At 34.7% G+C, this 26,855-nt stretch carries 26 protein-coding genes and 1 other annotated feature; of the genes, 2 read left to right on the plus strand and 24 right to left on the minus strand.

Features of this window, described 5'->3' with window-relative positions:
• Positions 1-288 precede the first annotated feature (288 nt).
• Positions 289-495 (plus strand) — a binding site (T-box leader).
• Positions 496-581: 86 nt separating this feature from the next.
• Positions 582-2,216, plus strand: a complete 1,635-nt coding sequence (serA, locus tag NSS81_RS06735; RefSeq protein WP_342432743.1) for a phosphoglycerate dehydrogenase — start codon at positions 582-584, stop codon at positions 2,214-2,216.
• Between the two features lie 446 nt (positions 2,217-2,662).
• Here the strand turns inward: serA and NSS81_RS06740 are convergent, their stop codons facing one another.
• Together NSS81_RS06740 and NSS81_RS06745 are read right to left on the minus strand one after the other, a co-directional pair.
• Positions 2,663-3,805, minus strand: coding sequence for an HAD family hydrolase (locus NSS81_RS06740; RefSeq protein ID WP_342432744.1), 1,143 nt, complete (start codon positions 3,803-3,805; stop codon positions 2,663-2,665).
• A 242-nt stretch (positions 3,806-4,047) separates the two neighbouring features.
• A complete protein-coding gene (locus NSS81_RS06745; protein WP_342432745.1) occupies positions 4,048-4,647 on the minus strand; it encodes a cell wall hydrolase in 600 nt (199 codons plus the stop codon).
• 361 nt (positions 4,648-5,008) lie between these two features.
• On the opposite strand from NSS81_RS06745, the gene NSS81_RS06750 reads away from it, so the two are divergent.
• Complete coding sequence (locus NSS81_RS06750) at positions 5,009-5,455, plus strand: Dps family protein (RefSeq protein WP_342432746.1); 447 nt, start codon at positions 5,009-5,011, stop codon at positions 5,453-5,455.
• A 59-nt stretch (positions 5,456-5,514) separates the two neighbouring features.
• Here NSS81_RS06750 and NSS81_RS06755 read toward each other — a convergent pair whose 3' ends face one another.
• From NSS81_RS06755 to NSS81_RS06860, 22 genes are all read right to left on the minus strand, one after another.
• Complete coding sequence (locus NSS81_RS06755; RefSeq protein WP_342432747.1) at positions 5,515-5,865, minus strand: DUF1516 family protein; 351 nt, start codon at positions 5,863-5,865, stop codon at positions 5,515-5,517.
• A 115-nt stretch (positions 5,866-5,980) separates the two neighbouring features.
• Entirely contained in the window at positions 5,981-6,406 is a 426-nt protein-coding gene (locus tag NSS81_RS06760) for a disulfide oxidoreductase (RefSeq protein ID WP_342432748.1), read from the minus strand.
• The gene (locus NSS81_RS06765) at positions 6,399-7,109 is read right to left on the minus strand and encodes a DsbA family protein (RefSeq protein ID WP_342432749.1); all 711 of its coding nucleotides are present in this window, start codon (positions 7,107-7,109) and stop codon (positions 6,399-6,401) included. Before NSS81_RS06765 ends, NSS81_RS06760 begins: the two co-directional genes overlap by 8 nt.
• A gap of 451 nt (positions 7,110-7,560) precedes the next feature.
• Positions 7,561-8,184: an acetyltransferase gene (locus tag NSS81_RS06770; RefSeq protein ID WP_342432750.1), complete on the minus strand. Its 624-nt coding sequence runs from the start codon at positions 8,182-8,184 to the stop codon at positions 7,561-7,563.
• A gap of 42 nt (positions 8,185-8,226) precedes the next feature.
• A complete protein-coding gene (locus tag NSS81_RS06775; protein ID WP_342433953.1) occupies positions 8,227-8,463 on the minus strand; it encodes an acyl carrier protein in 237 nt (78 codons plus the stop codon).
• Positions 8,464-8,598: 135 nt separating this feature from the next.
• Complete coding sequence (locus NSS81_RS06780; protein ID WP_342432751.1) at positions 8,599-9,558, minus strand: ATP-grasp domain-containing protein; 960 nt, start codon at positions 9,556-9,558, stop codon at positions 8,599-8,601.
• A gap of 22 nt (positions 9,559-9,580) precedes the next feature.
• Entirely contained in the window at positions 9,581-10,858 is a 1,278-nt protein-coding gene (locus tag NSS81_RS06785; RefSeq protein WP_342432752.1) for a diaminopimelate decarboxylase, read from the minus strand.
• A 70-nt stretch (positions 10,859-10,928) separates the two neighbouring features.
• Complete coding sequence (locus NSS81_RS06790; RefSeq protein WP_342432753.1) at positions 10,929-11,870, minus strand: beta-1,6-N-acetylglucosaminyltransferase; 942 nt, start codon at positions 11,868-11,870, stop codon at positions 10,929-10,931.
• A 185-nt stretch (positions 11,871-12,055) separates the two neighbouring features.
• On the minus strand, positions 12,056-13,855 hold the full coding sequence (locus tag NSS81_RS06795) for an ABC transporter ATP-binding protein (protein WP_342432754.1): 1,800 nt from the start codon (positions 13,853-13,855) through the stop codon (positions 12,056-12,058).
• Entirely contained in the window at positions 13,852-14,325 is a 474-nt protein-coding gene (locus tag NSS81_RS06800) for a lasso peptide biosynthesis B2 protein (protein ID WP_342433954.1), read from the minus strand. Before NSS81_RS06800 ends, NSS81_RS06795 begins: the two co-directional genes overlap by 4 nt.
• Before the next feature lie 14 nt (positions 14,326-14,339).
• The gene (locus NSS81_RS06805) at positions 14,340-14,630 is read right to left on the minus strand and encodes a lasso peptide biosynthesis PqqD family chaperone (RefSeq protein WP_342432755.1); all 291 of its coding nucleotides are present in this window, start codon (positions 14,628-14,630) and stop codon (positions 14,340-14,342) included.
• Positions 14,631-14,632: 2 nt separating this feature from the next.
• The gene (locus tag NSS81_RS06810) at positions 14,633-15,559 is read right to left on the minus strand and encodes an aldolase (RefSeq protein ID WP_342432756.1); all 927 of its coding nucleotides are present in this window, start codon (positions 15,557-15,559) and stop codon (positions 14,633-14,635) included.
• Positions 15,560-15,646: 87 nt separating this feature from the next.
• Entirely contained in the window at positions 15,647-15,802 is a 156-nt protein-coding gene (locus NSS81_RS06815; protein ID WP_342432757.1) for a paeninodin family lasso peptide, read from the minus strand.
• Positions 15,803-15,817: 15 nt separating this feature from the next.
• Entirely contained in the window at positions 15,818-17,779 is a 1,962-nt protein-coding gene (locus NSS81_RS06820; protein WP_342432758.1) for an asparagine synthase-related protein, read from the minus strand.
• A gap of 127 nt (positions 17,780-17,906) precedes the next feature.
• Positions 17,907-18,887 (minus strand): metallophosphoesterase, encoded by a 981-nt coding sequence (locus NSS81_RS06825; RefSeq protein WP_342432759.1) that lies wholly within the window; start codon positions 18,885-18,887, stop codon positions 17,907-17,909.
• A gap of 168 nt (positions 18,888-19,055) precedes the next feature.
• Complete coding sequence (locus tag NSS81_RS06830) at positions 19,056-19,199, minus strand: paeninodin family lasso peptide (RefSeq protein WP_342432760.1); 144 nt, start codon at positions 19,197-19,199, stop codon at positions 19,056-19,058.
• Between the two features lie 14 nt (positions 19,200-19,213).
• Positions 19,214-21,154, minus strand: coding sequence for a lasso peptide isopeptide bond-forming cyclase (locus tag NSS81_RS06835; protein ID WP_342432761.1), 1,941 nt, complete (start codon positions 21,152-21,154; stop codon positions 19,214-19,216).
• A 22-nt stretch (positions 21,155-21,176) separates the two neighbouring features.
• Positions 21,177-23,183 (minus strand): right-handed parallel beta-helix repeat-containing protein, encoded by a 2,007-nt coding sequence (locus NSS81_RS06840; RefSeq protein ID WP_342432762.1) that lies wholly within the window; start codon positions 23,181-23,183, stop codon positions 21,177-21,179.
• 45 nt (positions 23,184-23,228) lie between these two features.
• The gene (locus tag NSS81_RS06845; RefSeq protein WP_342432763.1) at positions 23,229-24,428 is read right to left on the minus strand and encodes a nucleotidyltransferase family protein; all 1,200 of its coding nucleotides are present in this window, start codon (positions 24,426-24,428) and stop codon (positions 23,229-23,231) included.
• A gap of 83 nt (positions 24,429-24,511) precedes the next feature.
• The gene (locus NSS81_RS06850) at positions 24,512-25,858 is read right to left on the minus strand and encodes a fatty acid--CoA ligase family protein (RefSeq protein WP_342432764.1); all 1,347 of its coding nucleotides are present in this window, start codon (positions 25,856-25,858) and stop codon (positions 24,512-24,514) included.
• The gene (locus tag NSS81_RS06855) at positions 25,858-26,556 is read right to left on the minus strand and encodes an SDR family oxidoreductase (protein ID WP_342432765.1); all 699 of its coding nucleotides are present in this window, start codon (positions 26,554-26,556) and stop codon (positions 25,858-25,860) included. The genes NSS81_RS06850 and NSS81_RS06855 overlap by 1 nt, the downstream gene beginning before the upstream one ends.
• Positions 26,541-26,855, minus strand: a complete 315-nt coding sequence (locus NSS81_RS06860; RefSeq protein ID WP_342432766.1) for an acyl carrier protein — start codon at positions 26,853-26,855, stop codon at positions 26,541-26,543. Before NSS81_RS06860 ends, NSS81_RS06855 begins: the two co-directional genes overlap by 16 nt.

Here is a 26,855-nt window from a genome sequence, read left to right on the forward strand (position 1 = left end):
GTCTCTTCCAGAAATACATTTGTCTTTCTATAGTAGACATTATATGATTCTTCCATTATGTTTACAATAGTCTAATTTTTTGAAAACTTCAATGAAATCGCTTTCTAGTGCGGTGTGAAAGGATTAACTTTACAATAATTTTTTTCAAACGACCTTGCTTAAAAAAATTATTTAGTTTATCTCTTTACAAGATTAAAGGTGACGATGTAGAATGTTCAGTATATTCAAAGAAATTAAAAAAACACATCAACTCATTTTGCGCAGGCATTGTAATATAATCAATTGCATATTCAAGTGATGATGAAGACGGTAATAAGAAATGCGCTTCAGAGAGCCGGTGGTTGCTGTGAACCGGTGCACATTCTTAATATACCAAGCCCTTCTGAACTGGCTGCTGAAAGGTATAGTATGCACGCCCGGGTAACCCGTTATAAATTTGAGGCTGCAATTTATGCAGCAAAAGAGGGTGGCACCACGTTAATCCACGTCCCTCATAACAAGACAAATCTGTCTTCGTTATGAGGGACGTTTTTATTTACAAAGCCAAAACATAAAAAAACCTGAGGAGGTTTGGATAAAAAATGTATAAAGTTTTAGTAACAGACGGAATTAGCGAAACAGGGTTAAAGGGTTTATTCGAGCACCCGAATTTCATTGTTGAACGTCAGCCAACACTGCAGCTGGAGGAATTAAAAAATATAATTGGGGATTATGAAGCCTTAATTATTCGCAGCCAAACAAAGGTTACTGAAGAGCTACTTCACTATGCGGACCGTCTTAAAGTAATTGCTAGAGCGGGGGTTGGCGTCGATAACATTGATGTGAATGCAGCAACACGAAAAGGAATCATCGTCATTAATGCTCCTGGTGCAAATACGATTGCAGCTACAGAACATACCTTAGCAATGATGCTTTCGTTAGCGAGAAAGATTCCTCAAGCACACAAAAAAACATCCTCTGGAGAATGGGATAGGAACTCTTTCAAAGGCGTGGAGCTTTATAAAAAAACACTAGGTGTCATTGGTATGGGTAAAATAGGTACAGAAGTGGCGAAACGGGCGAAAAGTTTCGGGATGAATATATTAGGCTATGACCCTTATTTAACAGAAGACAGAGCACAAAAACTTGGTATGACAAAAGCAAGCCTTGATTTGATTGCCCGTGAATCTGATTTCATTACTATTCATACCCCACTTACAAATGACACAAGAAAATTAGTCAATGAAGAGTATTTAAGCAAAACAAAAAAAGGCGTCCGTTTTATTAATGTGGCCCGAGGCGGGATTATCGATGAAAAAGCATTAGTTCGTGCGATACAATCCGGGCATGTTGCAGGGGCGGCACTAGATGTCTTTGAAAAAGAACCTGTCGCAGACCCAGAATTACTCCAAAACCCGAATATTATTGTAACTCCTCATCTTGGGGCGTCAACCGTAGAGGCACAGGAAAAAGTGGCACAGGAAGTAAGTGCTGAAATCATTGATATTCTTGAAACACAATCGATTACGAATGCAGTTAATATGCCGCAAATGTCGGGTGAAACACAGGCAAAAATGCAGCCATATTTACTATTAGGCGAACAGATGGGACAGTTAGTCATTCAATTATTAAAAAAGGCCCCTGCAAAAATTGAAATCAACTATTATGGGGATCTAATTGATGAGGACACTGAATTACTCACACGGACAATGATTAAAGGGATTCTATCCTATCATTTAAGTGACTCCGTTAACCTCATTAATGCTCTTCATCTATTGAAGGAGCAGGGGGTTTCCTATAATGTCCAAAAAAACGCCACGAATAAAGGTTTTTCCAATTATGTAGAATTAATAGTGTCTAAAGGCTCTGAAACAGCAAAAATTGGTGCAACAGTTTTAAATGGCTATGGCGCAAGGATAATGAAAATCAACCAGTATCGGATTGATGTACGACCTGAAAAATATCTCCTATATGTCAAACATCAAGATGTTCCCGGCATGATTGGAAAGGTTGGTTCTCTTCTCGGTGACTTCAATATAAATATTGGTACGATGCAAGTAGGAAGAACTGTCGTCGGTGGAGAGGCAATTATGGTGCTAACCCTTGATAAGAAAATAAATAAAGAAATACATCAAGCATTGACGTTAATTAACGGGTTAGACGAAGCTCAATTACTAGAGCTTTCTAATGTCGACTCCTTCTATCCAGGAAGGCTGGAGCTCGAGAAAATAAAATAAACATCATTAAAAGAGGGATTGCAAAATAAACTGCAATCCCTTGTTTTTTTCTGAAATCCAATAGCTTAAATTTATTTGTTGAGTTAATATTTACGCTAAAGAAAACTATGAACCGTTCATGAGGACCTCTTTTGAGAATATTCTATAGAAGTTGGCTTCATGAACCCTTCATGAGGACCTCTTTTGAAATTTTTCTATTGAAGTTGGCTTCATGAGCCCTTCATGAGGACCTCTTTTGAAATTTTTCTATTGAAGTTGGCTTCATGAACCCTTCTTGAGGTCCTCTTTTGGAATTTTTCTATTGAAGTTGGCTTCATGAGCCCTTCATGAGGACCTCTTTTTGGATTTTTCTATTGAAGTTGGCTTCATGAGCCCTTCATTGGAGATATATCTTCGATTTTCAAGTCATTCTTTTCGAATCTTCGGTTATATCTGGGAAATCCAACTTATTTCTGCGAAGGTTCAAGAATTCCCTTGATATCTAGTACCGAATCAAGTATATAATCGGCTTGTTGTTCTTCAAAGTCTCTTCTCGCATCTTTTCCTGATAAACCGGTTAATACGGCAGCAAACTGACACCCCATTTGTCTTGCCGCCAGCAGATCTGCTAAAGAGTCGCCTACTACTAAAATTTCATCCCCCTGATCTATCGGTAAAATAGTATTTAAACAAGCCTCGACAGAAGTCTGCTTACCGTTAATAGCCATAATGTACGTAAATGGATTTGGTTTTGATAATGATTTCTTTTCTGGATGCTCGTTTTCCGCTTGAAACACCTCATCAGCTGTGATGATACGATTATCATCAAAATGCTTGAGCCAATCCAAATGTCTAAATGGCAGGACCGTTTCAAGCCTTGGTCTTCCAGTTCCTATTCCAATCGTATGGCCTGATTCCACCAAGAATGTAAACAGCTCATCAATTTCCTTCTTAGATGCTAATGTCGTTTCATTTGCTAAGAAGCCCTTCTTTCCAAGCTGAACTGATGGTCTGCCAGTAGAATTAACAACATTTTCATCGCCTACATACCATTCCTGGGATACATGTTCACACACAGACCACAGCGCACCTTTCTCACTGAAGATACTGGTAACTACCCCTAATTTCTCTTTTACCAAGATATTAAGAAAGTCAAAAAGTTCCTCCTTCATGCCAGGGAAACGCTGAAAATCTCTTACGAATAATTGATAATCCACTTTAACTTCATACTGGTTTAATACCTTTCCCATCTCTAGCAGTACATTACGATCGATCGGTGACAGGCACCATTTGTTTATATTTTCAAATTCACTATCTTTTATTTGTGCTAACAGGTGGATTAGCTGATAGCTAAATGTCAGGTAAATCATGTCCCAGTTAGCGTTGAGCCCACGTGACTTTAGAAACTTCAATACTTGATCCTTTTCAAATACGAGCTCTCTTATCGCGGATATTTCTTCTTCATTGTAATCTGTTTTATATGTATCTGGTGATAGTGCTAAGTAATTCTTACTGATTAAAAGCTCCCAAACGGTTAGTGCTGAGGCATCAAAATAATGCTCCTCACTCAAAAGGACTCCGTCAACGTCGAACAATATTGTTTTAATCACTACTCCACCCACTTTTCCCTTTGCTTTTATACACTATCGTAACACAGTAACCAACAAAATATAAAGTGAAAAAATATAGACACAGTTCCTCCAAGACCATGCGAAAGTTGACACCCTTTTGATAGAAATGAAACAGCATTAAAATAGTGAAAGCCGTAATCTTCATAAACGGAGATTACAGCTTTTTTTGTATAAAAGTAAAGAAGCTAGCCATAATAAGGCTAGCTTCAAGAATATAGATATTACCTCGCAAAACGGTGTTTTCCGATAGTTACCGTTGTTTCACGTGAGAAGATCCACTGACTTACTGCCGTTTTCGGATTGTAGAAGAATAGAGACCCGTTGCCTTGTCCTCTAAACGCTAATGCTTCATTAACCGCCTGTTTTGAAGCTGCATCTGCTGGTTGATTGATTTGTCCATTTTGAACAGGTGTAAATGCATAATGTCCATTAGAAATTTGGTTGATAACTGCCTTAATTGAATTAGGAAAATCAGGACTGTCTACTCTGTTTAAGATAACCGTAGCGACAGCGACTTTACCTGCATAAGGTTCCCCTACTGCCTCTGCACGAACCAAACGTGCCATCAAATCCTTATCCGCTGCAGAAATAGTAGCATCAGGGATTACTAGATTTTGTCCAACATAAAGAAGGGAGCTTTTTGCATTGTTTGTTTTCATTAAGTTATGAACGGGAACTCCAAACTTGGTAGCAATTTTATAATACGTTTCACCAGATTGTACTTTATGCGTAGATGCGGCCTCTGTTTGGGTTGTTAGTGTAAATGCTGACATTGATAAAATTAATCCAGTAGCAATGACTAGCTTTTTAAGTTTATTCATCCGATTACCTCCTAGTAATTTGCTTGTCTCTCTACTTAATAATCTATCAGTTGTAACACACTATTTCATTATCCAAAAAAAACCAACAACCAACTAACTAGGATTATCGTTACTATAATAGCTTCTATCCGCCTTCAGGAATATCTATCCAAATAATCGTCTCCCCCTAATTAATTCCCCCACTGGATATTAAAGGATTGATTATTACATTTTTATCAGTATTGATATATTGAATTGGTTAAATAAGCGCCTCCAAAGGAATCCGTCACCAAATTGTCAAGATTTTCCTCGTTAATACACAGGTTTTCTACCTCAAACTTTGGTAATAATATAATAGAAGACATTTGAAGGAGGATCATCAATGGAAAATCAGTTAGCCAGCGTGTTAAACAAACAAATTTCAAATTGGTCTGTATTGTATATGAAGTTACATAACTATCATTGGTATGTGAAGGGTGGACAATTTTTTACCCTGCACGTAAAGTTTGAGGAGTTTTACAATGAAGCTGGATTGCATGTTGATGAATTAGCAGAACGATTGCTTTCAATCGGCGGAAACCCTGTAGCTACTATGAAGGAATGTCTTGAACTTTCATCTATCCAAGAAGCTAACGGTAACGAAACGGCAGATGAAATGGTTCAATCCATTATTAACGATTTCTCTATAATCATCGGCGAACTAAAAGAGGGTATGAGCTTAGCTGGTGAAAAGAATGATGAAACAACAGGTGATATGTTGCTTGCCATTCATTCGGGACTTGAAAAACATGTATGGATGCTGACTGCATTCCTAGGTAAATCCATCTGATTTAATTTTAGATAAAACAAAAAGGGGAAGACATCTTGAAATGTCTTCCCCTTTTTGTTTTATCTAATATAGAATCCCATTGGTAAAATTAGTCCAATGTATGTGACGAAAATACAGGTTAAAGCGATTAATATCCAGTGAATCCCAGTAGCCCTTCCATCTCCGCCTCTTACTAGAATCATCTCAAAGAAAGCAATCATCAGAATACCTAACACCGCTTTTAAAATGTATAGGAAGGTAATATTGAATACACTAAAGAATATAATACCGCCGCTTACGAGAAGTATAATATACATTACCCGAAGAATCATGTGAATAACTTTTGTGTTTTTTCCTGACTTTTGCATGAAAAAGGTGATCAAGAAAAAAATAATCGTTAGTACTATTGCTGTTAAATGTAAGTGTGTCAAAATATATCTCTCCTAAAGTTTATTATAATAATTAGCAAACTCCTCTCATTTGTAGGTTAAATCAAACCAATCATACCTACAATACTTTTCACACTATTTCCAAAAAAAGAAGAGATTATCCGCGGATAGTCTCTTCTTTCTTGTGACTGTATGCTATGAAAAATAAGCTGATTGTAATAATTGTAAATGCAATAAACGCTAACATCGGAATGGTAATAAAACCTAACCAGTTAATGTAATCCTTCGAGCACGGTACACCTGATGTACACATTTCAAACTGTTGCAAATAGGGTATCTTTTGTAAAACGGTATGATAGCCTGAAATGATCAATCCCGTGATTGACAACGGCAAAGCATATTTAGTTATTCCCTTATCATTTTGATAAAAAGCAATACCGAGTATGATTGCTAATGGATACATAAAAATTCGCTGATACCAGCACAAGGTACAGGCAATGTAATGAAGAACCTCACTAAAGTATAAACTTCCTATGGTTGCTATGAGTGCAGCTACCCAAGCAAGAAGGAGGGCTTTATTCATCCGCTTTTTCCTTTGACGCTTCTTCTACCATTTTATTTAAATCATCCATCGTTTCTCCCTCAAACTTCTTACCATTAACAAGCATCGTTGGTGTTCCAGTAACATTTAGCTGTTTAGCATATTCCTCATCCTTTTTCCAAGCATCATCCGCTTCTTTCGTATTGAAGTATGCGACTACCTTATTTACCTCTTCATCACCAGCAATTTCTGCTAATGTTTCAGTGAGAAATTCTTCAGTAAATACATCAATCTTTTCATACTGTAAATCTGCTGGCTGCTTCTGATAAATAAGTTCGTGGAATTCCCAGAAGGTATCATTTCCTAGTTCATGATAGACCGACTCTGCAAATTTTGCTGTACGGTTAGAATCAACATTAATAAATGGATAATGGAAATAATAAAACTTTGCTTTCCCTGTATCAACAAGATCTTTAACAATAGTCGGGACAACATTGTCAGCAAAGTTTTTGCAATTTGGACATTTGTAATCACCAAATTCTACAATTGAAACAGGTGCCGTTTCTTCACCTAAAAAAGGCTGATTATTATAATCAATGATATCTCCAGCCACTTGGTCAGAATTAGAATTACTTCTATCAATAAAGATTAACCCAACTATACCAATGGCTATTAAACCAATCACCCAAAATACAAATTTTGATGAATTTGCTTCTTTTTTTGAACTTTTTTTGCTTTTTGCCATGTCAAAACCCCTTATTTATTGTCATATTAAAGAAATTAATCTAGTACTGTAATACTAGATTAAATTTTACTAAATTTATTTGGTTATGCAAAATATAATGGCTTTTAAATCGCGAAAAATAATGGGAATATCCATTAGATAGATTACACATCAAACTTAAGTAAATAATGTTCTACTAACCACCATTGATTAAAAATACAATCCATAGGTTTTTTTATAAATAATTTATATCATGCCTAATAGCCCTAAGTAATGGATTGGATTCATTACTTAGGGCTTATTTCTAACAAATTCGAGATGATCCCAACTATATTTAGTAATAAAGAATTAAAGAATTGCAAAACTGTTTTGTGACTATATAATGGGGCCTTAAATAAATTTTTAATAAATTTGCCTTGATTATTTTGAAATTGAATAGAGTCATTATTAGATATGTTTATTTCCTATAATACTAAACTTTCTTTGCAGGTATGCCAAAAACAGTGGTATCTGCCTTTACCTGTTTAACGACAACACTACCTGCCCCAATCTTAGCAAAATCCCTTACCTTTACGCTTGGCATAATAACTGCGTGACTACCTAGAAATACCCCTGTACCTAGCTCTGTACAACCAGTTACATCAGAATGAGAATTAACCGTACAACCGTTACCAATTTTTGCGTCATGCCCAATTGTTACACCTAAGTTAAGCAACACGAAGTTTCCTATTTGAATATCACACGTCAATATGGCACGCGGACATACAACACACCCTTTACCCATTTTAACATTTTTTCCAACTAGAGCTGTTGGATGAATTAAGCTAATAAACCTAGCACCACGGTTCTCAAGTTCTTTAGCTACGGCAATCTTAGCCTTCGGGTCTGCAATTGCCATAACTAGAACATGATCGACTTCTGGCTGATACTCTTGTATCGTGCTTAATATGGGGAGATCATAATCATAACCGTCAAGAGCATCTAACCTATCACTAATAAAACCAATAGGCTCCCATTTGTCGTCTGAAAAATCAGGGAGCCAGCTAAATATCATCCTTGCCAGACCTCCAGCCCCTACAATGACCACTTTTTCCATCTTTAATCTCCCTTTACTTTTCAATGGGGTACACAATGAAAATTAAATTTCAACTAACTTGAGTTTATCTTGGATGAGTTTTAACAGTTCTCCAATAACTTTGCATTTCCGAAGTGCTTCATTTGAAACCGAAACCTGAAAATGTTCATCAACCATAACAATGACTGAAATAAGGGCTAAGGAGTCCCAATTCTCATTCTCATCTAATTGATAGTCACTAGTTAATTCCGACTTCTCAATTTCCAATAACTCCGCCAATTCAACTAAAAAATCTTCCATTTTCACTCTAATCATCCTCTCCTAATTTATTTAGTTCGATCTTTTTTGGTACAAGTTGTTCTATCTAGCCAGCAATAATATCTAATTGACTTAATTAGGGGTATGTTTCCTTAAGATAAAAATGTAACAATTTGATTAAAGAACAATTAAATGATCATATTTCACCATGGTTTTTCCTTCTTCATAGTCGCCTTTATTTTGTTCATTAGACTCCCCTTTAAGGTTGTTTATTATATTTTTAACGAAATTTTGCCCCATTTCATGTGCATGTAGATAACCCCCGCCAAATCTCGGATTAATTTCTGATATCATATAGCCATTCTCAGTCTTAAAACAATCAATATCTATTGGTCCAACTGGCTGTAGAGCAAATATTAATTTATCAATAACATGTTTTAACGATGAGTCTTTTACTGAAACGGATTTATCAGTTTCTCCAGCCCTCATCTTTATCTTTCTTTTCATGAATATATTAGTAGTTTTTTTAGTTAATATATCTATATAACAATCAACACCAAACTCTTCACCAGTAATAAAAGGCTGTACAATTAATTTCTGAGTCTCATCATGGAATAAGTTTAGTTCTTTAATGGAATTAACCTTACAGATTCCTATACTCGCACTACCATTATTCGGTTTTACAATTAAAGGGAATTGTATTTTGGAATTTTCTAGATCTCTTAAGACCTTATCAATTTCAATATAGGTTGGAACTGAAGGTATATCATTTTCTTTTAAAAATTCGGTTGTTAAATATTTGTCGTAACATAAATTGACAACTCTTTCATCTGAAACTATGACGCGAATTCCATGCTTTTCAAACTTTTCTTTATGACTAGCTAATAATGTTAATTCAGGGTCTATAAGAGACAAGACACCGTTGATTTTATATTTATTACAAAGGTTTTTAATTCGGTGGAAGTAATCAGGATGGTCAATACGAGGAACGACCTCATATATATCGGCATAGTGCAAGGCAGCTGCTGTTGGGTCACAGTCTATAGCCACAACTTTTCCATTAATTTTTTGAAGTTCCTTTTTAAAGTATTCTACTAATTTCACTCGGCGTCCAACACTACAAATTAGTATATTCATTTATAACTCCTTTGTTAATTACTTAAAAACAATAGATTTCCTCATTAAAAAATTGTCTTATCGTTTCCTTTTTACGCACTACAAAAAATTTATTTTGATCTGCTGCTATAATGCTAGGTCGTTCTTTAATAAATGGAGGATTAAAAACAATCGTGTATGCACCAACATTTTCAAATATTATATAATCATTTTTATGAGGCAGTTCAGCACTGATTTCATGTGCTAAATAATCCTTTTCCATACAGGTATATCCAACTATGTTAAAAAGTTGGTTTGCCTTTACATCCTCATTTTGTCTAATTATCCTCATTGGTAGATTATGTTTATGCATTGTTGGCTTTATATTATGAACACTCCCATCAACTAGCACAAAGTTTTTATCTCTAATTGTTTTGGTTTCTATTACTTTTGCTATAAAAATAAAAGCATTAGCTACCATCGCAATCCCAGGTTCTAATATTAAAGTTGGTTTTTTTTCAAAACTATCGAATTCAGTATTCATGATATGACAAATAGCTTCTGCATAATCATCAAAGGTTGGTACCCTTTTAGCAAAGGATTTTGGTAATTCACCATAAATACCTCCACCGATATCAATGTATTCTATGCTATGTAAACTATTCCCCTTTGCGATGTCACATATTTTTTGAGTAATTTTCCTAAATGACTCAACGTCTCTATTCCTTGTAGAAAAATGACCATGTAATCCTATTACTTTAATATTCTTTAAATCCCTTAACTTATTTAAGGAATACTGTAAATTCCCATTCTCTACACAAATACCGAACCTACTTACCTCATAACCTTCTTGAAGCTGACTAACCCCATTTTGAGAAATATCAAAATTAAGTCTAATCCCAATTTTTATTTGTTTATTTTGATTGTTTAAGGCATATTCTTTTACAAAATCTATCTCATAAATAGAATCAATATTAATGATACTTTCATTTTCTAGAGCAATATTTATATCATCTTGACTTTTTAAAGGACCATTAAATATTATTCTTTTTGGGTCTTCACCTATTTTGATTGCTAAATCGTACTCTAATCTTGAAACTACCTCAGAATATGCTCCTAGCTTAGACAACTCTTTACATAAAAATGGAAGATAGTTTGTTTTATATGAATATCCGATAATAAAGTTTTCGTATCTACTTTTAAATGCAACCTCGATTTTTTTGTAATTCTCTCTCAATTTATCTACGTTTAATACATAAAATGATGGACCAAACTCATTCTCTAATTTACTAATTGTTTTATAGTCAAACATTTTATTATCAGCATTAGTTAATGTTCTCATTGGACCATTCCCTCCACTATTCATATCTAATAAGGAATCCTGATTCGATAAAGTGCCTAGAAAAAATCAACTAATTTATAATAATTAAATCTTCATCCCTTTTGGCTAAACTACTTCTTCCGAATTTTACTTTATTTGCAAAGTAATCTACTACAATGTTATCTATGTTTTGGTCAAATTTCCTTGCGAAATAATGATCCGTTTCCTCAATAGATTTTATATCTTCCCTTGTTAAGTCCTGAGGGGAATTTCGCTCACTTAGAGTTTCACCCCATTTTAAAAACATTAAGTTATTATGAACTACATCCGTTTTATAGTGTGAATTCATAATCAATGTATGAAAAAAGCTTTCATCTGGTACTAAAGTATTTTCGAAAAATTTATAATACCATTCATTTTTTTCTAAAAACTCTATAATGTACTTTGCAACCTCAAATGGTATAGAAAACCACTGTGAACCTTTATAGAACGAATAATCTTTAGGCCATTTGTTTTTGTTAGGAGAAATATTTATTCCCTTACTATAAAATCTGAGAAGTATTCTTCTATAAACCCTTATCGGGTGAACTGCAGTATACCTTCTCCGTGTTACTTTTGGCCAATTAATCTTCATAAACCCTAAGGTTTCCTCACTCATTTTTCTAAAATTCATAAACACTTTATCTTTGTTAATCAATAAAAAATCCTTAAAACCATCTTTAACCAGCAAATCTTGACCGCTTCTTAAACAAACAAAATCATAATTGTTATTAGAAGCTAATACTTCTTTCAACAACAGAATAGTGGTATCTACCTGACTTATGTCACCCCATTCACAGACGATACTTTGTTGTAAAACTTTAACATTAGGGCTTTTTACTATTTTTTCAATATAATTTCCATAATTTCTTTTATCAATATGAATAAATACATCTGCTTGACCGTCAGAAATAAGTTGATTTATAAACTTATTCACTTGATCCGGATTTTTATGGATTTGTAAAATAAAAGCGGTACGCGGAGTAGAATTCATTTTCTTATCCCCTTTTTAAAAATAGCTGTTATTTCATTTAATGGACGAAATAACACTAAAAATCGAATGCCGCGGTAACCAATCTAGACTAATATTAGGATTATTCTAAAGAACACTTTAATTAATTTTAGTTCTCTATAACGAACAAGTCAATATCTTTCTTTACTATTAACGATTAGATACTTCTATAAATGGCTAGCATCCATTTGTCTTCTTAATATATTACTAAACATTCCTTGTTTTTCTTGAGCTAGTTGATTAAATTCACCCTTTTGAATAACTTTCCCTTGGTCAAGTACAATTACTTGGTCGGCATTACGAATTGTTGATAACCGATGAGCAATAACAATGATTGTCATTTTCCCTTTTAACCTGTCTAATGCCTCTTGTATCTTTGATTCATTTTCTGTGTCTAATGCGCTAGTTGCTTCGTCTAATACTAGTATCGATGGATTCCGTAATATTGCTCGTGCAAGAACCACCCGCTGGCGTTCTCCGCCTGACAATTTTATGCCCCTATCACCAATCAGTGTGTCAAGTCCTTGGGGAAGTTTTCTCACAAATTCTGCTGCCGAAGAGAAATCAAGTGCTTCCCACAGTTGATCATCACTTGCATTTTCACAAATTAATAATAGATTCTCTCTGATACTTGTATTAAAAAGGAAAGGGTCTTGTGGGACATAACTAATGGAACGTCTTAAAGATAAAAGGTTTTTTCCCGTCAGAGCAATATCGTCTAATAATACTTCTCCTTTTTCTGGATTGTTTAGCCCCATTATCAAGTCGATTAATGTGCTTTTTCCTGCACCAGACCTCCCCACAACAGCTGTCATTTGATTAGTAGGAATGATCAGATTAACATCCTGTAAAGCAAAAGTCTGTTTATTTTGGTTATAGCGAAAATATACATGTCTACATTCGATACCTTTTTTAATATGAATGGGTTCTACATTTTGGTTAACTTCCATTTCAAATTCTTTGGCGCCCTTACATTCATTTTGCAAGGCAATAACAGCTTTAAAGGCTGGAAGTGTTGTAGCAATTTGTTCCATTGAAGATTGAATACCTGAAACTCTTGGCCACAATCTAGAAAAAATGATAATGATCAACATTAATTGACCAGACTGTGCATTATATTTGTTTACAGCAATAAAAATAAAGGCAGCAATTAATATTGCTGATGCGATTTTATAATAGAATTGTGATTTTGTTCTCATCATTGTATATTCAACTTGTTCATCCTGCATTCGTTTAGTCACAGACTGGTACCAAACCATTCTAGACTCCTCTAATGTATTGCTTTTTATATCTTTTATCCCATTTATCTGATCAGTAATTCCTGCGAGGTAACTTTTTCCTAATTCAAAATTTCTGTTTCCCAATACTAGCGATCTTCTAAGGAATTTACGATTAAAAAAGATTAGTACTAACCCACAGAGTAATACAAAGATTGTTATATTAGGTGAAAGGAGGAAGGCAAGAGTAATTTGTATGCATGTAAAAATAAGAGAAGTAATAAATTGTAAAAAGGAGTGTGTCCCTGCGCTAGCACGAGCAATTTCTGATGTTAATAAATTTATTAAATCTGACTTTCTATTTTTTATAAAGAAATCCCAATTTGAATAAAGTAACAAACCGTAAGTTTCTAGTCTCATATATCGGAAAAAACCATGCTGAATAATTGCATTTCGAATGGTTATTTGGCGTTGTAAAAGATTTTGACAAATAACGATAAAGACATAGATACTTAAGATTATTGGCAAACCCACTGCGCTGGGAAAGTCCTGCAGAAATCCAAATATTTCAAAAATAAGCGTTTGACCTGTATCAACTTTCACAATACCACTCATACTTATCATAGGTATTAATAATAAAATTCCGATTCCTTCTAGCAAACTAATGAATACCATCGCAAGAAGATTGATATACATTTTTTTCCCTGCATACAAATGTATTTGCTTTAAAAAATAAAAGACGTGTTTCACTTTTTATCCTCCTGAGGTAAATCAACCTTCTTAGCAAACCTTCCAACTACTGTGAATTTTTCTATTCCTTCAGAGCCTGAAACGTAAAATAGACCACTACGCAGCCAAGCATGAGCAACCATTTTTCCTGCTTCATCTCTTGCAGTTCCTAGATAAAGAGTACTTTCAATCTTTCGCCTTTCTAACATTTTCATGCCAGCAATCGCTTTTACAAGGCATTGACTTTCCCAAAAGGTGTAAAGACTCATGATATGAATAGAACTGGAAATAACCTTTAAAACTTCACTGTTACTTTTATCTACATAATAAGGGGTTTCATCCATGTGGGTACCTAAAACGGGAGCAATCTTACTAAAAGGAAATAACTTCAATATTCGGGCCCACCCCAGAAAGATAAAGGCCTCTATCATTATTTTTTTTGTTGGCAAATTCAAAAATAGAAATCTCCTAATCTTGCGTAAAATCAGTATCATTATCTTTCCCCTTATCGTTTTTCGATTAATCCTTCATTAAAAAGATGTTCCAAAAATAGTATCACTTGCTGCTGACATAAAGATTCTTCAACTTGATAATTAGAGGTTAATAAATCAACTATTTTTGTTATGATAATTGGCGACTTAATTAATTCCCATATTTCTCCTCCTATTTCACCCAAATTATAATATTTACCATTAACAACACTTAACATTACCTTTTCCCCACCCATATCGCTTACAATATTTCCTCCTCCCTGAACAACAGTATTTTCTAACAAAATCCTTGAATTGGTAACCATCCTTATTCCCCCTCATTTAATTTAGACAAAATTAATGTAGTTAAATCATTTGCAGTGAATTGCGAAATAGGACGCTGTATTTGATTAAACTTAATTTTGCTTACTAAATTAGCTGTAAATGAAAAATGCCATTCTAATAGTCCAGAGGGTGCTAGTAGAAAATTTCGATACGTATGATGAAAAAGAGTATTCAAACGTTCAAGACTTTTTATAGGCTGAATTTCTATCCTCTTATTTTCTGTTTTTACTAGCTCAAACACCCCAGAAAGTGGTAATTGTTTGCTAACAAATTGAGAATGAACGGGTACCGCAAACTTAGTCACTCGATCTACAATGGGACGTAAATGATCTGATTCTAATCCGAATGCTTGCAAACTTTCCTGCCAGAGTTTTTGTTGTGGATATGCAGGTGTCACAATTGGTATGTTCGCTTCAGTAAAAGAAACAGGTATTATATCATCACTAATGAGTTGATGTCCTCTATTTAAAAAAGCTGAAGCAAGAGTTGATTTTCCAGCACCTGAATCGCCAATTATCGCATATGCTTTTCCATTAATTTCTATCGCACTACCATGTAACGGCAGAACTTTTCTTTGCATTAAAAGAGCTCCCATACAAGTTCCGAGTAAATATAGACGAACTTGATCCTCGTTTGAGCCCTCCATAGAAGAAACAATAACCCTATTACCATCTTGAATGGAGTAGATAGCCAGATTAGGAATATGAAACAGGATTAAGTTCTCATTTATAACAAAATACCTGTTAGGTTCCGCTAATTTAGCCCATATCTCTGACAAATCTGCTTTCTCGAAAACAATATCTACTTGGGATTCCCTACTACTAATTTTAGGTAATTCTGGTAGTAGGATATCACTTAAAATTTGAAACCCAAATCCTTTGTATACTACTTTTTGAACAGTTTGCAGCATATTCCCTCCAATTAATAAAGAATATTATGCCCTTATCCTTTTTAACGAAAGGATAAGGGCATAAAAACATATAGTGAGTACTTCAGCTTAGCTATCAAGACAACTGGCATTCGATCTTCCATCATGTGTTTCTTCTTTTCCATCTGACACATCAAAACAATCAGCATTGGCATTTCCTGGGCCATTCATAGTCATGCTTATGTCCAGTACCTCTAACACTGGTTTTTTCCATTCTTTATTCAAAACTTCACCTCCTTTTTAAAGGTTTTTAATAAAGCGATACACTATTAGACAACGTGTTAAAATTTTAAATTCATCTAAAAAAACGTATTCTGGGCGGGGTTCCCCCTCTATTTTCGATATTGCCTTATTTATTACTTCAGTGTTAAGTAATTCGGAAACTATCGGGTCTCTGCTAATTTCTTTTAGTTCTTTAATAAATACGGTCCAGCTTGAAGACATACGATGAATCACATCAGCACCTTGAATACCACGAGTTCTTTGATTTTGTCTAACTTTATCTGGGAGAAGGTTTTCAGTTGCCCTTCGAATAAACGACCGTTCCATTCCGCCTTGGACATATTGTTCTTCTGGTAAAGCCAAACAAAACCGTATGACACGTAAGTCGTTTGTTGGATCACGATCCCACAATCCATAGCGTAATGATAACTTTGTTATTGCAGTCCCACTCTTATTCCAAAAGTATGGCTGTTCATAATGTTTTTTTCTATAGTTATTAAGATTACCCGTTGCAATATTCCCTCCACTTATGTCCATCCCATAATCTTGGAGCTTTTGAAAAACCTTTGTCTTGTGAGCAAATAATGGGTTTATTAACATAGGAAACTGATAGTTATCCACTTTTTGCTTTTCAAACATCCCATGAATATTGGGAAATGCCTTTCTCACAACTAAAGGAATCATGACCGACTTTCCAGTCCTATAGTGCCTGCAATAATCATCCAATTCCTTATATAGTCGTATCCATCTTAACTTTTTTAAAAGTGTACAGTAATAATTGATGGTTAAACTCCATGAACCCCATGAAATGGAATGATTGCCTCTTGCCCCATTTAACAGTACTTTTACTCCCTGCTGATTTGCCTCTTCAAAGATTCCTTTTAGCCAAAAAGTATTTTCAAAAAATTTATAGGGCATTTCCATTAGTTCAAGGAAGTCATTTACTTCAGATAAGGAATTCTTGCCTCCGAAGTTAAGATAGTGATCTTTTATATTTATATTTCCTACATGATTTACAGTCTCTTTAATATATGGGCGCTCATCTGCAATATAATAATTTGGTGTCCAATCGATAAAATTATCTTCTGGTACATAGCTATATGTATGTAATTTTTTATTTCGCTTACTAAGTTCTTTTGCAGCAAAACTAACAACTGTGCCTGAATCCAACCCTCCGCTCAAATGAGAACCTACATTACCATACGTTCGTATTCTTGCTGTCACAGCTGTATTGAAAACTTCATGAAATGCCTCTACATATTCTAAATTTGAATTGAATTTTAACTTTCCATCAGTAACCACACTTCCATATTTCGAAACTGATACCCTTCCATTTGCAACTGAAATTGAATGACAAGGAGGAAGCTGGTGAATATTCTTATACACAGTTAAAGACATATCCACAGCCTCTACCATTGTTGGAATAGCCAGGAACTCTGCTATCCATTGTTCATTTAGTTTTTTTTCAACAAATGGTAATTTATGTAGTGGGTCTATTGTTGTGCAAAAAGCTAATTTATCCTTATTTCTGTAGTAATAAAGGGTCCTTGAACCTGAGAAGTCTCTCGAACCAAATAGCCTGCGATTACGTACATCCCAAATCATAAAGGCAAAATCTCCGATTAAGTATTTGGGAGCATCTTCACCCCACTTACAGTAAGCAAGTAAAATCAACTTACTATCCGGCATGTTTTTTCTTTGTCCGTTACTAACCTGTAATCTTCCAAAAAGTTCATCCCTATTATCTATTATTGCATCTGCCGTAATAACTAATTGTTTTTCAGAATCAAAGTAAGGTAAGTGCTCTCCAATTGACTCTGGAGTGATCCATTGCCCATGACATCCCATAAAGATATTTTCTCGACTCCATGTTTGAATAGAATCAGAAGGATAATGCTGTAAGGCATCCATTAATATTTTTCCATGCTCAACTTTTACAGGATGTTCATTAAAATGTAAAATACCAGTTATTGCACTCATTATGACCTCCCGTAAATGTCAAGTTAGTTTAGCTTGAAGGTTAAAATTTTCGTTCTTTATTAAGAACAGATATTTATATAAAAGTTACCACTATTTCTTTTGACTGTCAAATACTTAATTTAGAAGATTATTTCTTTTCTCTTAATGTTAACAAGTTAATTTCAGGGGTGTTAAACAACCTAAATTTTAGAAGCGATATTGCATCACTACTACCTAATCCTGTACTCACGTATTGTTTGATTTCCTTGTATTCCCATAACCCTTTGACCCTATCCTGGGGTGGGAACAGCCCATCCCTGGCATACCATCCTTCTGGTATAAAAAGTGCACCTATAAATGGGATCCGAATTTGGCCTCCATGGTAATGACCAGCTAAGATTAAATCGTAATCTTTAACTATATTATTTGAATTTGACATTAAGTAGTTCAACCTTGCATCAACAACAGGATAGTGAGTTAATCCAATTAAAACATTTAATTCATTCTTTTGTTCAATTGCAGATAGCTCTTGAAATAATCGTATCTGATGATTTGAATATTCATTAGAGGCATCCTCTGCTTTTAGGTCCTGTTCAATTGACGCTAATGACTTATCTCCAGTTTGAATAGAAAAATCAACATCAACGAAATGTACCTTTGATAAACCTTTTTGGATCGTATTAACAGATTCAAGTAACAACACGCCACTTTGCTCCATTCCAGAAATAAAGTCTGTATCCTTATACAGCTTTTTATTATTTAAACTATATTCATCAGGATCAGTATTACCAGGAACAAACAAAGCCTTTTCTTTGTTATCGATTCCCTCCAACAAAGTATAAAATGGTTTATAATTAGTACTTTTGTTACTTTTTAACATATCACCAGTAAACACAATTACATCATATGAGATTGAATTTATCTTCTCAATCAGTCTATCTTGATTTTTGCCAAACTCCTTTTCATGTAAATCTGTAACTTGAAGAATGGTAAATCCATCTATTTCGTCCGGCAAGTTTTCGATTTCAATTTCTTGCTCAACGATGATGATTCGGTTATTGTCGATTATTGTATATACTATTAAAAATAGGGAAAAGATAATTAGCAGTTTTCCTATTATTTTTCTCATGTTTCCCTCTCCATAAAAAAATCCACAAACTAAGAATTCGATAAATTTTATTCAATCGGTCATTAGAATACGACTAAAAAAACACCTCTAAATCCAACGATTTGGAGGTGCTATTAATTTTAACATTCATGAAATATAGCTATTGGATCCTAAAGCTGGTCTTTTATTCTAACTATCAGTACCCCAAGTTAAGTCTTTCCAACGGGTATTCTCTGGAAATGAAGCGTCAGTAAAATCACCCTGTTCAGTACTAGCCATCGTCATATTAACATCAAGAACTTCTAAAACTGGGTTTTGCCATTCCTTCTTCACATTCTCACCTCCTTTCAAATAAACTTTTTGATAAATCGAGAAACAATTAAACTTCGCATTAACAGCCTATAATCATTGTCAGTTGCATATTCTGGTTGCGGTCCATCCTTAGCCTTTACTAAAGCATTCTTTATTGATTGACCATCTAAATATTCTAATACTCTATCATCCTTACTAAGCTGCTGTACCTCTTCTATAAATAAATCCCAATATGGAATCATTCTATGAACCCAATCTGCGCCTTGAACACCCTTAATTCGTTGGTTTAACCTAACGTCGTCAGGTAAAAATCTTACTGTAGACCTACGAATAAGAGACCTATCTAATCCATTTTGAACATACTGTTCTTCTGGAACAGATAAACAAAAGCGAATAACACGTAAATCATTGGTCGGGTCGCGTTTCCATAACGAATAACGTAAAGATAATTTCGTAGCAAGCGTATTTGTTGCATTCCAATGAAATAGATCCTCAAAATGGCTTTTCCTTTGTTTATATATATTTGTTGTAACAAACCAACCTGTTTGACCTATTCCATGTTCTCTAAGTTTATTATAAATATTTGTTCTCTTTGCAAAGTCTTGACTAATTAATGCTGGAAATGAATATTGTGAGCTTGATGGAAAAACTTGACCAAGGAATGGAAATGCAATTCTTGCTATTCCTGGAATCCTGCGTAATCTTGGTCCACCCACATTTCGACTATATTGATGTAATTCCTTGAAAAGCTGGATCCATTTCAATTTCTTTAACAGGATTGCGTAATAGTCTAATGCTGAGCCCCATGATATGCTCAAGTTTCCTCTTCCACCATTCAACAAGACTCCAACCCCTTCTGATTGGGCTTTCTCAAACATTCCCTTTAACCAGAAAGAATTTTCGAAAAATTTATACGGCATCTCCATAATTTCTAGAAAATTATTAATCTCTGAAAAAGAATTACTTCCCTCAAAATCTAAATAGTGGTCTTTAATTCCACCAATATGTTGAACTGTTGAATGTATAAAGGGTCTTTCATCGGGCATTAAGTATTTAGGAGTATAATCTTTAAAATCACTTGGAGGAATATAACTAAATGTATGTAATAGTTTATTTTGGGTACTTAGTTGTTTTGCAGCAAAGCTTACGACTGCCCCTGAATCTAATCCACCACTTAGATGAGATGCAACATATCGATTTGTTCGCAAACGGGATTTTATTGCATTATTGAAAACCTCTTGAAATGCTTCAACATATTCATCATTCGATTTAAATTTCAACTGTTCTTCCGAAGTTAAAGTACAATACCTTTTAACTATAACTTTTTCTCTATCGACTGAAATAATATGAGAAGGAGGTAATTGTGCAATATTTTTATACGGTGTAATTGAAACATCTACAGCATCTATAACTGAAGAAATGGCTAAAAAGTCTGCGAGCCATTCTTCATTTAGTTGTTTTTGAATATAAGGTAATGTTAATAATGGCTCTATAGTTGTACAAAATGCAAAACGTTGTCCTTGGTGGTTATAATAAAGGGTTCTTCCCCCGGAAAAATCTCTTGCACCAAAAAGACGCTGTATCTTTTCATCCCAAATCATAAAAGCAAAATCACCGATTAAATACTTAGGAGCATCCTCACCCCATTTTTGATATGCATTTAATATTAGCTCACTATCAGTAATAACATTTTGATCTGCCTGTTTGATTTGTAATCTCTCAAATAATTCAGAACGATTATCAATAATGGCATCGGCTGTAATAGCTAACTGTCTATTAGAATCGTAGTAAGGCAACAGTTCACCAATTGATTCTGGTGTAATCCATTGCGAAAGGCACCCCAAAAAAACATTCTCATCCTGCCAAGTTAGGGTCGCATCTGCGGGAAAACACTCTAATGCCTTCATTAACTTATTGTAGTGGAGATTATCTACAGGCTGATTATTAAAATGAATTAAACCAGTTATTGCACTCATATTTACTCCCTTTTAACTTTTACTAGTCTTTATTGTTTTGAACAGAGTTCAATATAGAATCAGGTACAGTGATGAAATTTCGTGCGTTGTTCGTTAGTACATTCTCTTTTATTTGAACATTAGTAGGTGGTGCCGAATTTAGATCCAGTTCAATGGCTGCCCCTGTTATATACCCATCGCCTGTACCAGTTGTATTAGTAATCGTATTTCCTAAAATTATCAACCCATTCAAAGAGTCGCTCACTTGTTGGATTATTCCACTTTTACCACCTGATATCATATTACTGATGATTTCAATGTTAGACATTGGGCGTTCCGGATGTACGTTAATATAAGCCCCTGATGAGTTCGTCACTACATTGTTATTCATTTTGACATCATGCACTGGACCTTCTACATAAAAAGCATATTCATTTAAATCTTTAAATGTATTTTCACTTACCGTTACACCAGTTATAAACGTTTCCCCATAGTGGTCATAGTCCAGAACCACACCGTTATGATATTTTATGAAGGAATTATTCGATACTAATGTATTCTTTATGTCATCTGACGCAAATAAATTAACGCCTGACGATCTTCCAGAACCTGTAAACATATTATTATTGATAGTGGTATCCTCCGCACCTGCATGGATATTTACGCCATCATTGGAAGAATTGATGGTGTTTCCATAAATATTTGTTCTTGTTGAAACAAGTTTTCCGTCCCAACCCCCTTCAATACGAACACTACCGTTAATCTCATTGTTATAGATGTTTACATCTTCATTTTTTCTCCAGACATGTATCTCCGAAACATTGAGAGTATTGTCATATACTTTTGCTCCCGATGTATCCATAATTAGAAACGAGCCTGAAGGACAATTCACAGTATTTTCATAAAACTCAAGACCTTGATAATAATATCCTGTAGCACCTTCTGCTGACATCCCCGAGTCTGCACCTGCTAAAAGAACACAATACCCGACTGAATTCGAAGTAATAATATTTCCAGTTATTTTCGCATCATTATACTGCATCCACTCCCATGGCTCAAAGTGAATGCCAGGTCGCTTGGTTTCTGACATAATCGTGTTGTTGAAGATTTGTAGATGGTTCACCTGTTCGATCACAATTTGAGAGCGTTGATTTTCTTTAAGTATATTGTTAGAAATAATGACATTATCACTTGCTTCTGCTGATCCAGAAATCGAAATACCATCAGCAACAGCATTTTTCAACCTATTGTTGTCGATTAAAATATTATCGCTGTCCCAAGCAAAAATACAATGCATATGTTCAATTCCGTTTGGGTGATTTTGATAATTCCCATCACAAGTTATGTTCTGAACTTTTGTATTATCATTCATGTTGATTAATCGATGATAATCGTCTGATACGTTATCTGATAGTTTTAACGTTACTGTATCACGATTTTCTCCGACTAAATTGACCTTAGGTTTCAGAAAAATAGGATGTAGAATATATGTTCCCTCAGGCACTATGACATCTCCCCCTCCTTGTGAGCCAAGATCATCTATTGCATCTTGAAAAGGAATTGTATCATCGGCCACACCGTCCCCAACAGCCCCATAATCTTTGACGTTTACTTTAACATTTTCCTTGCTGGCCACTGAGATAGCGATATTTTTGGTCAATCCATCGTAACTAACTGTAATACTTACAAAACCAGTATCAACAGCAGTAATAAGTCCTGTTGCGTCCACGATAGCAACATTCGCATCGGATGTTGAATACTGGCTATGTTCAGTTACATTTACATTTGAGCCGTCCGAATTGTTCTTTGTGACAAAAACACGACGGCTTTCCTCTATACTTAAGGAGATACTTGTTTCACTTACAATTAAAGGTGTAATATAATTTTCTAAACCTTTCTCTTTTTTCATTAGACTGTTCAATCTATCCTTAATTTGTTCATTATCGACTTGACTTTCACCTAAAAAAAACATTAAACTTGCTGTAAACAAAACAATAATTATAAGTAACAATCCATTCTTTCTCCGTTTCCGTTCAATCATCCCCGCCATATTCGCCCTCCTTAAAAGGCCTTTAAAATTACAGTCTATATCCTCTTAATTTAATGAAGGTTTCCTGATTTTCCTCAAAACCAAAAAAATAGGTCTTAAAGGAAAATATAAAAAATATAAGTATTTTGGTAATTTTAATGTCTTTATATCTGTTATTGAAGGGTAAAATATACTTAGTAGATACCAAAGTTTATTTTGTTTAGACTTCAATGAAAAAATATAACGATTATGATATTCCGTTACATCATCTGGAAGTGGCTCTGTATGTAAATTCACCATTTTCTCCAAATAAAATATGGTGCTTTGAGCTAACAGATTTGTACCATTTACTCTTGTAAAAGGTATACATTCCTTATGTAAAGGAGTTTTTAATAATTTTGAAGATAAAATGAGTGCCTGCCCTCCTAAATGAAGGGTTTGATAGTCTAAAAATAACTTATTAGCCTTATTCCAATCCATTCTTTGTCCCACAATTTCATGAATATCAATTAACCAACGGAGTCTAGACCAACCATGACGTGCTCCATGAGTAACAAGAAAGAAAAATAAATCCTCTCTTCCTAAATAATAGACAGGATGGTTAGTAAGAGAACTATTTCTTTTCCTTCTCCAAAGTTCATTAAAAGTAGGCTCTTTTCCAGGACCAGGGTTTAACCTCCAATGAATTTCAAGCTTCACCTGCTTATATTGATGGTAGAATGATATGTGATGATGTCTCCATTTCCAATCATTTAAATTCATATCAATCTGAAAATTATCTTCTTTCTCAAAACCAAGCTTTAAAAGTAGATTATGAGCTTTTTGTAAATCATCAATTGGAACAAGAATATCTATGTCTCTACATGTACGTTTGGATATGTCCCCATATAAATCTGCTGCAAGTACTGGCCCCTTTAATACAAGAAGGCGTAGTTCATTCTCTGTGAAGATTCTACTTACCTCTTCCATTACTGCTGTAAGATGAAGCATTTGAAAAGTGTTCTTTCTATAAGCGTTGGATATATTTTGTACCACAAAATGCGGAATCTTACTTTCATTGAATAACTTTAACTTAGAATATAAAACTGGATAAAGTCGATGATGCCCTACTAAGTCAAGGAAGAGCTTCCAGTCCATACCTGGGATTCTCTTTTTCAGCTGTAAATTTAAGCTCCCGTCATCATCATTATCAGTCTTTAATATTTCAAGTAAAAATATTAGTTCTTTAGGTATCCGTTCTAAATTGAGACTAAAAATATTACTCATTTTACTCTCCTTCGATTGCTAAATGTTTGTGAATTCTCCAACCCCTGTGGCCGTTTCCATCAAGTAGGAACCACTTTACCCAATCAACCATTTCTCCTCATCTTTTTAAACCTGTCATTATGCATCCAGTTTTCAACTATTTCTAGCTTTTGTGGAATTTTAAAGCCTGGTAATTTATCTCTGCAAAATTGGATTAAACGTATTCGAAAATCTTTTAAACTTTCTGAAGTGGATAATTTAATAGAGGCTTTTACAATTTGACCTGTAATAGGGCTTGGTACACCACTGACTGTAACCTCCTGTACGCCCTCCATTAGCTGAATGATACTTTCCACCTCAGCTGGAAAAACCTTTTCTCCACCGACATTAATTATTTCCGATGACCGACCAAGGATTTTGATATATTCCCCGTTCACCTCAACTTGATCTTGAGTCATAAACCAGCCATCTTCCGTATAAGGGGATGGTGCATTTAAGTAACCTAACATAGCGGATGCTGCTTTTATTTCTAACATTCCATTTCTTATTCGAGTCTGAAACTCCTCACCACCAACTTTTACCCATAGAGAATCTGATGATTTTGATTTTGAGCGCAGTATTCCAACCTCTGATAGCCCGTAAGTCTGTAATAAACGAACAGCAGGAAACAGAGAATGGAACCTCCTTAAAGTAGTTTCAAGCATTACTTCCGTACCATATGTAACTAACTCGAGACTTCCAAAGTTATGGTTCTTATAAGCCTCGCTGAGCATGATGAGATTAATGAATGTCGGTGATGTAGGAAGAGTCTGGACTTGATACTTTTCGATAGCAGAACAAACAGACTCTGGCGAGCGGTCCTGAACTGCTACAAGACAGCCACCATTAGAGAACGTATAAAACATTGTGTTAAGCCCGCCAATATGATCAAAGAGTAAAAATGCTATTGTGCATTTTGCATGCCTTTTTGTTTTGAACTTCTCTAATAATGGTATGAAATCATGTACGGCAGCTTTACTTTTGCCCGTTGATCCTGAAGAAAAAAGTATAACTCCAGGATGACCTTTACTACGGAGAGCGGCATGAATATCATGTGTCGCTATTCTATTTTGTTTAATGAATGAAACTCTGTCATCCTTACTTAAAGAAATAATATACTCGGCTTCAGCAATATTACAGAACTCTTGTTTCTTTTCATTTACAGCTCTACTCAACAAAGCAATGATGCATTTCCTTTCAATCAATGCCAGTAAAAGAGCGATTGATGAAGGAGAAAAATCCGCATCTAACGCAACAACACTTCCCACAGGAATCCGATCAATTTCTAAATTAGCCCTACTATTTTCAACTAGCTCAAGCATTCTACCGTAGGAATAAGCTTCATTATGCCAAATTAGCGCTCTCTTATCGTCATAAATTTTAAATCGCTCAAGTAAAAAGTCAATAAACATTATACCCCTCCTAGAAATAGTGTTTGCCCAGTGATAAAGTCACTTTTCTTCTGCAGGAAGAAATCCACGACATTCGCTATATCTTCTACAGTTCCGTACCTCTTTATCGCTTGCCTATTAATTAGGGATTCCAATTTTTCCCCTGGAACTGAACGAATTAGGTCTGTTTTTACTGGAGTAGGGCCGATTGAATTTACTGTTATTCCATAAGTGGATAGCTCTCTTGCAATGACTTCAGTAAATGAAATAATTGCGGCTTTGGATGCTGCATAGATTGATTCTCCTTCTAACTTAAGAGGGGGCGCTACCGATGTGAAATTAACAATTCTTCCATAGCTATTTTTTTGCATAAGCTTTGCTGCTTCTCTACAAAAAAGGAAAGTACCAATTACATTAGTATTAATAATTTTATTTACTGTAGAGATGGGAGTTAGTAAAAAGTGATTCATTGAGGCTACACCAGCATTGTTGATAAGATTATCTAATCTTCCATATTTTTTTTTAATAAAAGAAAATAGAGCCTTTACCCCAACCTCATCTGAGACATCTACTTGATAGTGCTCATAACCTTCAAGGCTCCAGTCTGATTCATTTCTACTACAGCCAATAACAAGATGTCCCTGACCTACATAATGCTGGGCTAAAAACTTTCCGATTCCTTTTCGAGTTCCTGTAATTAAGGTTATCGGTCTGTCCACAGTGACATCTCCTCTTCCATTACTCTATAAATATAGTCAACTAGTAAACCGACCTTTAAGAACGGGCTTGTTTTTTGAGACATGGCCTTCTCATCTGCCAAAATTAAAGATACTTCTAACTCATCTTCAATAGCCTGTTCAATCATGACAATTATTGAAACCAATCCCAAAGAATCTAAGATTCCATCCTTTCCATATAATGGTGTATCTTCCCTTAGTTCTACTGGTATCTTCTCTTCATAAGTCGCATTAAATTCTTCAATAGTAGTAAAAACAATTTTTGAGATTTTATCCCGCAT

This window comes from Neobacillus sp. FSL H8-0543, assembly GCF_038592905.1.
Taxonomy (GTDB): domain Bacteria; phylum Bacillota; class Bacilli; order Bacillales; family Cytobacillaceae; genus Neobacillus.